Raw genomic sequence first — 5623 nt, 5'->3', positions numbered from 1 at the left:
CCCGAGTTCCAGACCGGGCGGCTGCCGCCAACATCCGGCGGGCGGACCGGCGGCACCGAGCCGTGCGGCTGCTGCTGGCCCTGTCCGAAGATCGCATCGCGCATCGAATCGAGGAAGCCGCCGCCCTGCTGCTGTGCGGGCTGCTGCTGGCCGACCGCGGCCTCAAGCTCCTGGATCCGGTCATGGGCGCGCTTCAGCGCCTCGTCCTGCACCAGCGCGGTCTGCACCAGCGTGTAAACCGCATTCGGCGCGCCGCGCAGGCCCTGCATGATCGCGGACATGGCCTCGTTGTCGCGCGGGGCATTCTCCAGCTTGGCGAGCCGGTCGAAGAGATCGTCAATCAGTTGGCGTTCTTGCGGTGTCATGGCGTTCTCCATCGCGTCGATCGAATCGGCGCGCGGCTCATGTAGGACGGGCTTTGTGGCGCAAGGAGTGGGGGCCAGAATTAAATTTCTGTATGCGACAATACGACCGGCGGTTTTTCGTGAACCCAAAGCGTTTTCGAGCGAAGTGGATCCCGGTTCGCGTGAAGAAAACGCGTCAAAACAAGGGTCAGGCCAGTGTAACTTTATTCAGGGCCAGCAGCGCGGGGAAATCCTCGCCTGCGAGATAGGCATGTTCGGTCTCGCGTTGCGTCGTCAGCGGGTCGAGGTTCTTCAGGGTTTCGTCGACGAAACCGGGATGGCACATCACGAGCCCGTCCTCGGGCAGGCCGTCGAGAAAGCCCTGCATCAGGCCTGCGAATTCGCTGCCGCGCGTAAAATCGTAGGCGCCGGCGAAGGCCGGGTTGAAGTGCAGGCCCGATCGCCGGGCCTTGATCCGGAACTGGGTGCTGAGCACGTTCAGCACCAAAGCCTTTGGCGCCGTCAGCTGGCGTGCGAGAGGACCTTCGCGTCCGCACTGCCGCACCCAGGCGTCCGGTGCGCGCTCCTTCACGGCGCGCAGGAAGCCGTCGCGCACCTGCGGGAACAGCTGCGCGTGCTGATGGCCGTCGACGAAATCGGGCGCGCGGCCGAACAGATCGCGGAAGGCGTCGAGCTGCGCCAGCACCTCGGCATGGACCAGCTCGGCGTCGAGCCGGTGCATCAGCCCGGCACGCAACAGTTTTGGGAAGGGCAGGAACATGTCGCCGTCGAGCGGGCGGAAATGCATCGTCAGCGGCCGGAACGGCGCGGTCAGCGTCACATGCAGCCCGATCGCGCAGCGCGGGCTTTTCGCTACCGAGGCCTGCAGCGCGGCCGCGGCCTCGCGGCCGATCGCCGGCGTCACCATCATCACCGACGTCGCATTGAGGCGGCCGCGCTCGATCAGGTCGCGGATCGAGCGGTTGACGCCATCGCTCAAGCCATAATCGTCAGCGCACAGCCAGATCCGGCGCGGCGTAGACTCACTCATTCGGCGGCGGTCCGCTCGGTGGCGCTTTGCGCCGCGCCGCCGTCGGCGTGCTTCTCGGTGTGCTCGGCGACGAAGTAGATCGGGCGCGCCTTCAATTCGGAGAGGATCTTGCCGATATATTCGCCGACGATACCGATCATGATCAGCTGCACGCCGCCGATCGTCATCACGCCGATCATCAGCGACGGATAGCCGGGCACCTGCTTGCCGGTGGTCAAGACTTCCCACAGGATCGAGAGGCCGAACAGGAAGGCTGCGCCCGCAAGCAGCGCGCCGAGCAGGCTGGCAAAGCGCAGCGGCGCCACCGAGAACGAGGTCAGGCCCTCGATCGAGAGGCCGATCAGCCGGCCGGCGTTGAAGGTGGTGACGCCATGCGCGCGCGGCGCCGGCTCGTAGTCGACGCGGATCTGCTTGAAGCCGATCCAGCTCGCGAGGCCCTTGAAGAAGCGGTTGCGCTCCGGCAATTGCCGCAAGGCGGCGGCCGCGCGCGGCGACAGCAGGCGGAAGTCGCCGGCATCCTCGGGGATCTGCTGCCGCGCGCCCCAGTTGATAAGCGCGTAGAAGCTGCGCACGGCAAGCCGCCGCAACGCCGATTCATTGTCGCGATGCGCCTTCGCCGTGTAGACCACGTCGTAGCCGTCATCGATCCAGTGTGCGACCAGTTGCTCCACCAGGGTCGGCGGATGCTGGCCGTCACCATCCATGAACAGCACCGCGCCGCGGCGGGCATGGTCGAGGCCGGCCATCAGCGCCGCCTCCTTGCCGAAATTGCGCGACAGCGACACCACCTGCAGGTCGAGCCCGTCGGCGGGCAGGCCGCGCGCGATCGTCAGCGTGTTGTCCGCGCTGCCGTCGTCGACATAGACCACTTCGCAGTTAAGGCCGTAACGCGCGCGCAGTGACCGGGCAAGGTCGATCAGCCGTTGGTGCAGCGCCACAAGCCCGGCGGCCTCGTTGTAGACGGGCACGACGATGGACAGACCCTGCGCGGCGGCGGTCTTGGCGGTTGTGGTCAGGCTGGAAACGTCAGAGCCCAGCATCATCGGTCAGGTTCCAGAACTAGAGCGTTTTCCAGCGAAATCGGGTTCGCCTTCGCGTGGAGAAAACGCGTCACAACGAGAGATCATGAACCAATATGGTACCGACGGCCGGCTGTCGCCAACATGAACGGCCCCGCCTGCTCATTGTCGCAGGAACGCCTCGAGCTTGGCGAACAGCGGGTTCTCGCGGTCGAACACGTAGTCCAGCGACACCACCGACACGGTTTCGGCGCCGTGCTCGCGCAGGAAGCTGCCGAGCGCGTACAGCTTGCCCGGTGGGCAGTGCAGCGTAAGCATGCCCGACGAGGTCGGGCCGCCGAACGGGGCGACCACGCCGAAACGGGTATGGGCCTCGGACAGCAGCGTATCGTTGCAGCCGGCAAAGCGGGTGCGCACCTCGCGGTACTTGCTGGCGCGGGCGCGCGCGGCGATATGGTCGAGGATGACGCGCGCGGTCTCGCGGGCGCTATTCGACCAGTCGGCATCACGGGAGGCGACGAGGTTGGCCTGGCTGCGCAGCATCACGCCGTCGTCGAGCACCTTGAGCCCGTTGGCGGCGAGCGTCGCCCCCGTCGTTGTGATGTCGACGATCAGCTCGGCAGTGCCGGCCGCGGGCGCGCCTTCGGTGGCGCCGGCGCTTTCGACGATGCGGTAGTCGCCGACGCCGTGTCTGGCGAAGAAGCCGCGCGTTAGGTTGATGTATTTGGTCGCGACCGCATGCGGTGATTGTGCTGCTCGCGGAAGCCGCTTGCGACGTCGTCGAGATCGGCCATGGTGCGGACATCGATCCAGGCCTGCGGCACCGCGACCACGACATTGGCATAGCCGAAGCCGAGGCCTTCGATCATCAGCACGCGCTTGTCGGCATCGGGAATGCTCTCGCGCACCAGATCCTCGCCGGTGACCCCGAGATGCACCGAGCCGCGCGCCAGATTGGCCGCGATCTCGCTCGCCGACAGATAGGCGATCTCGACATTGTCGACGCCGGCGATGGTGCCGCGATAGTCGCGCGCGCCGCCGGCCTTCGACAAGGTCAGCCCGGCGCGGGCGAAGAAGCTCTCTGCGTTTTCCTGCAGGCGCCCCTTGGAGGGAACGGCGACGACGAACGGCGTGCTCATTGGGCGCCTCCGAAGGAGGTGGCCTTGCCATGGCGGGTCATCGCCTCGATCCAGACCGAGAAGCCGACCGCCGGGATCGGATTGGCCGAGCCCAGCTGCGTCATCAGCCCGTCGTAGCGGCCGCCCGCGACCAGCGGCTCGGCGCCGTTGCCCCTGGCGTGCAGTTCGAACTCGAAGCCGGTGTAGTAGTCGAGGCCGCGGCCGAACGCGGTCGCGAACCGCGTCTTTTTGAGGTCGATGCCGCGCGCGGCCATGAAGCCGACCCGGCTCTCGAACTGGTCGATCGCCGCGGCAAGATCGAGCCTGGCGTCGGAGGCGAGCGCGCGCAGCTGCGCGATTGCGTCGTCGGGATCGCCCGATATGGCGAGGAAGCGCTTGATGGTGGCGAGCGCATCGCGCGGCAGCGCGCCGCCCTTCAGCGTCGATTGCTCGAGGAAGCGGTCGGCGATCTCGGCAACCGTGCGGCCGCCGACATTGGTGGTGCCGGCGATCGACATCAGATCGGTGACCAGCGCCAGCGCTGCCTTGCGGTCGGAGCCGGCGAGGGCGGCAAGCACGCCCTCATATTCGTTGCGGCCCGGCGCGGTCGCCAATGTCAGCTGCTCGATATCGTCGGTCAGCGAAACCTTGCGGTTGAAATCCTTGATCAGCCGGCGCCGCCACACCGGATAGAGCTCGAGTGCTTCGATCAGCGCGTTGAACAGCGCGACGTCGCCAGTGCGGATCTCGACATCCTTCAGCCCAAACGCCGTGGTCGCCTCCAGCGCCAGCGCCAGCATCTCGGCGTCGGCCGCGGCGCGGTCCTGCCGCCCGAAGGATTCGATGCCCGCCTGCAGGAACTGGCTCGGCTGGCCGTCGCGATAGCGGAACACCGGGCCGAGATAGCTGAAGCCGGCCGGTTGGCCGGCGCGAGGCGAGGCGAGGTAGTCGCGCGCCACCGGAATCGTGAGATCCGGGCGTAGGCAGAGTTCCTCGCCGCTCGGGTCGGTCGTCAGATACAGGCTTTTGCGGATGTCCTCGCCGGACAGGTCGAGGAACGGCTCGGCCGGCTGCAGGATCGCGGGTTCGGACCTGAGATAACCGGCCTGCGCGAACGAGGCCAGCAGCGCATCCGCCCAGGAAGCCGCTCCTGGGGCGGATCCGGCGGCGGGTCGTGGTGCGGCAGCTTCGCTCATCTCGACGTCCAAAGGTCCGGATTCGGGTACCGGCACTGGTTCCAAGGGTGGTTCGGGGCAGCCCTTACCATGGCCGTATCACGGTTTCGACAGCGATCGGCCAAGTGGCTTAATGATTGCGTGCGTTAACGATTTTACGACGGCTTGGCTAGGTGGAACCGGAACGTTCGATGGTTTATGGCAAACATTGCTAAAGCCTGTGGTCGCTCCCATAATTGGGGGAGAGGGTCCCATCATGAATATGAACGTCTCATTGACCGACGAGTTGAGCGAGTTCGTCAAAACCAAGGTTGCGAGCGGCCGTTACACCTCGGCAAGCGAGGTCGTGCGGGAGGCGCTGCGGATCATGGAGCAGACCGAAGAGGCGCGATTGGCATTCCTTCGCAACGCCTGGGCGGCGGGACAGGCAAGTGGCGACGCGGGTCCGGCTGACTTTGCCGAAATCAAGGCGCAGGGACGAGCCCGGTTGAAGGCAGCGGGCGAGTAAATTGGTTCGCCTTTCTCGGCTCGCGCAGAGCGATCTCGCCGAAATCTGGTTTCTCATCGCATCCGACAAAGGGCCTGCGACGGCAGACCGTTGGATCGATCGCATCGGAGCGCGCTGCGGCCAGTTGGCGCAATTCCCTGAATCGGGCCGGCGCGTCCCGACATTGCCGATGGTGCGAGGATGCTCGTGATTTCGCGGTGGCTGGCGCTTTACGAGATTATCCCAAGCGGCGTGCGCATCATGCGCGTCATCGATGCCGCGCGCTCTCTTGGAGAGCTGGATTTGTCCGGCGAATAGACCGCCGGCCCGCGGGCTGCCATTCCGGTTAGCCCTTTCCCCCCCAATCCCCCAGCGCCGCCTGGACCAGCGCCAGCGCGGCGACGGCGGCGGTGTCGGCGCGCAGGATGC

6 protein-coding genes and 2 pseudogenes are annotated in these 5623 nt (G+C 66.4%); 2 read left to right on the top strand and 6 right to left on the bottom strand.

Features of this window, described 5'->3' with window-relative positions; genetic code table 11:
• From H8B02_RS44710 to H8B02_RS44690, 5 genes and pseudogenes are all read right to left on the bottom strand, one after another.
• The coding region (locus H8B02_RS44710) for a DUF2076 domain-containing protein (protein ID WP_229172127.1) at positions 1–365 on the bottom strand (365 nt) is incomplete at its 3' end.
• A 187-nt stretch (positions 366–552) separates the two neighbouring features.
• Positions 553–1395: a ChbG/HpnK family deacetylase gene (locus H8B02_RS44705; RefSeq protein WP_229172126.1), complete on the bottom strand. Its 843-nt coding sequence runs from the start codon at positions 1393–1395 to the stop codon at positions 553–555.
• On the bottom strand, positions 1392–2438 hold the full coding sequence (locus H8B02_RS44700; RefSeq protein ID WP_229172125.1) for a glycosyltransferase family 2 protein: 1047 nt from the start codon (positions 2436–2438) through the stop codon (positions 1392–1394). The genes H8B02_RS44705 and H8B02_RS44700 overlap by 4 nt, the downstream gene beginning before the upstream one ends.
• A 138-nt stretch (positions 2439–2576) precedes the next feature.
• A pseudogene (gene hisG / locus H8B02_RS44695) lies at positions 2577–3553 on the bottom strand (ATP phosphoribosyltransferase).
• Positions 3550–4728, bottom strand: coding sequence for an ATP phosphoribosyltransferase regulatory subunit (locus H8B02_RS44690; protein WP_229172124.1), 1179 nt, complete (start codon positions 4726–4728; stop codon positions 3550–3552). Before H8B02_RS44690 ends, hisG begins: the two are co-directional and overlap by 4 nt.
• A gap of 235 nt (positions 4729–4963) precedes the next feature.
• Here H8B02_RS44690 and H8B02_RS44685 point away from each other — a divergent pair, with 235 nt between their 5' ends.
• Together H8B02_RS44685 and H8B02_RS44680 are read left to right on the top strand one after the other, a co-directional pair.
• Entirely contained in the window at positions 4964–5215 is a 252-nt protein-coding gene (locus H8B02_RS44685) for a type II toxin-antitoxin system ParD family antitoxin (protein ID WP_229172123.1), read from the top strand.
• Between the two features lies 1 nt (position 5216).
• Positions 5217–5405 carry a type II toxin-antitoxin system RelE/ParE family toxin gene (locus H8B02_RS44680; RefSeq protein WP_229172122.1) on the top strand — a complete coding sequence of 63 codons (189 nt, stop codon included), beginning with the start codon at positions 5217–5219 and terminating at the stop codon, positions 5403–5405.
• Between the two features lie 135 nt (positions 5406–5540).
• On the opposite strand, the pseudogene H8B02_RS44675 reads toward H8B02_RS44680, so the two are convergent.
• A pseudogene (locus tag H8B02_RS44675) lies at positions 5541–5623 on the bottom strand (16S rRNA (uracil(1498)-N(3))-methyltransferase); the annotation flags it as partial.

The sequence above is a fragment of the Bradyrhizobium altum genome (genome assembly GCF_020889705.1).
GTDB lineage: Bacteria > Pseudomonadota > Alphaproteobacteria > Rhizobiales > Xanthobacteraceae > Bradyrhizobium > Bradyrhizobium altum.
Note: the sequence above shows the minus strand (reverse complement) of the source record. Positions and strands in the feature narration are given on the sequence as shown.

Bases quoted from the DNA above. Each gene is read 5' to 3' on its own strand.
- H8B02_RS44700 (WP_229172125.1), bottom strand. From the start codon at position 2,438: ATGATGCTGGGCTCTGACGTTTCCAGCCTGACCACAACCGCCAAGACC.
- H8B02_RS44685 (WP_229172123.1), top strand. From the start codon at position 4,964: ATGAATATGAACGTCTCATTGACCGACGAGTTGAGCGAGTTCGTCAAA.
- H8B02_RS44690 (WP_229172124.1), bottom strand. From the start codon at position 4,728: ATGAGCGAAGCTGCCGCACCACGACCCGCCGCCGGATCCGCCCCAGGA.
- H8B02_RS44705 (WP_229172126.1), bottom strand. From the start codon at position 1,395: ATGAGTGAGTCTACGCCGCGCCGGATCTGGCTGTGCGCTGACGATTAT.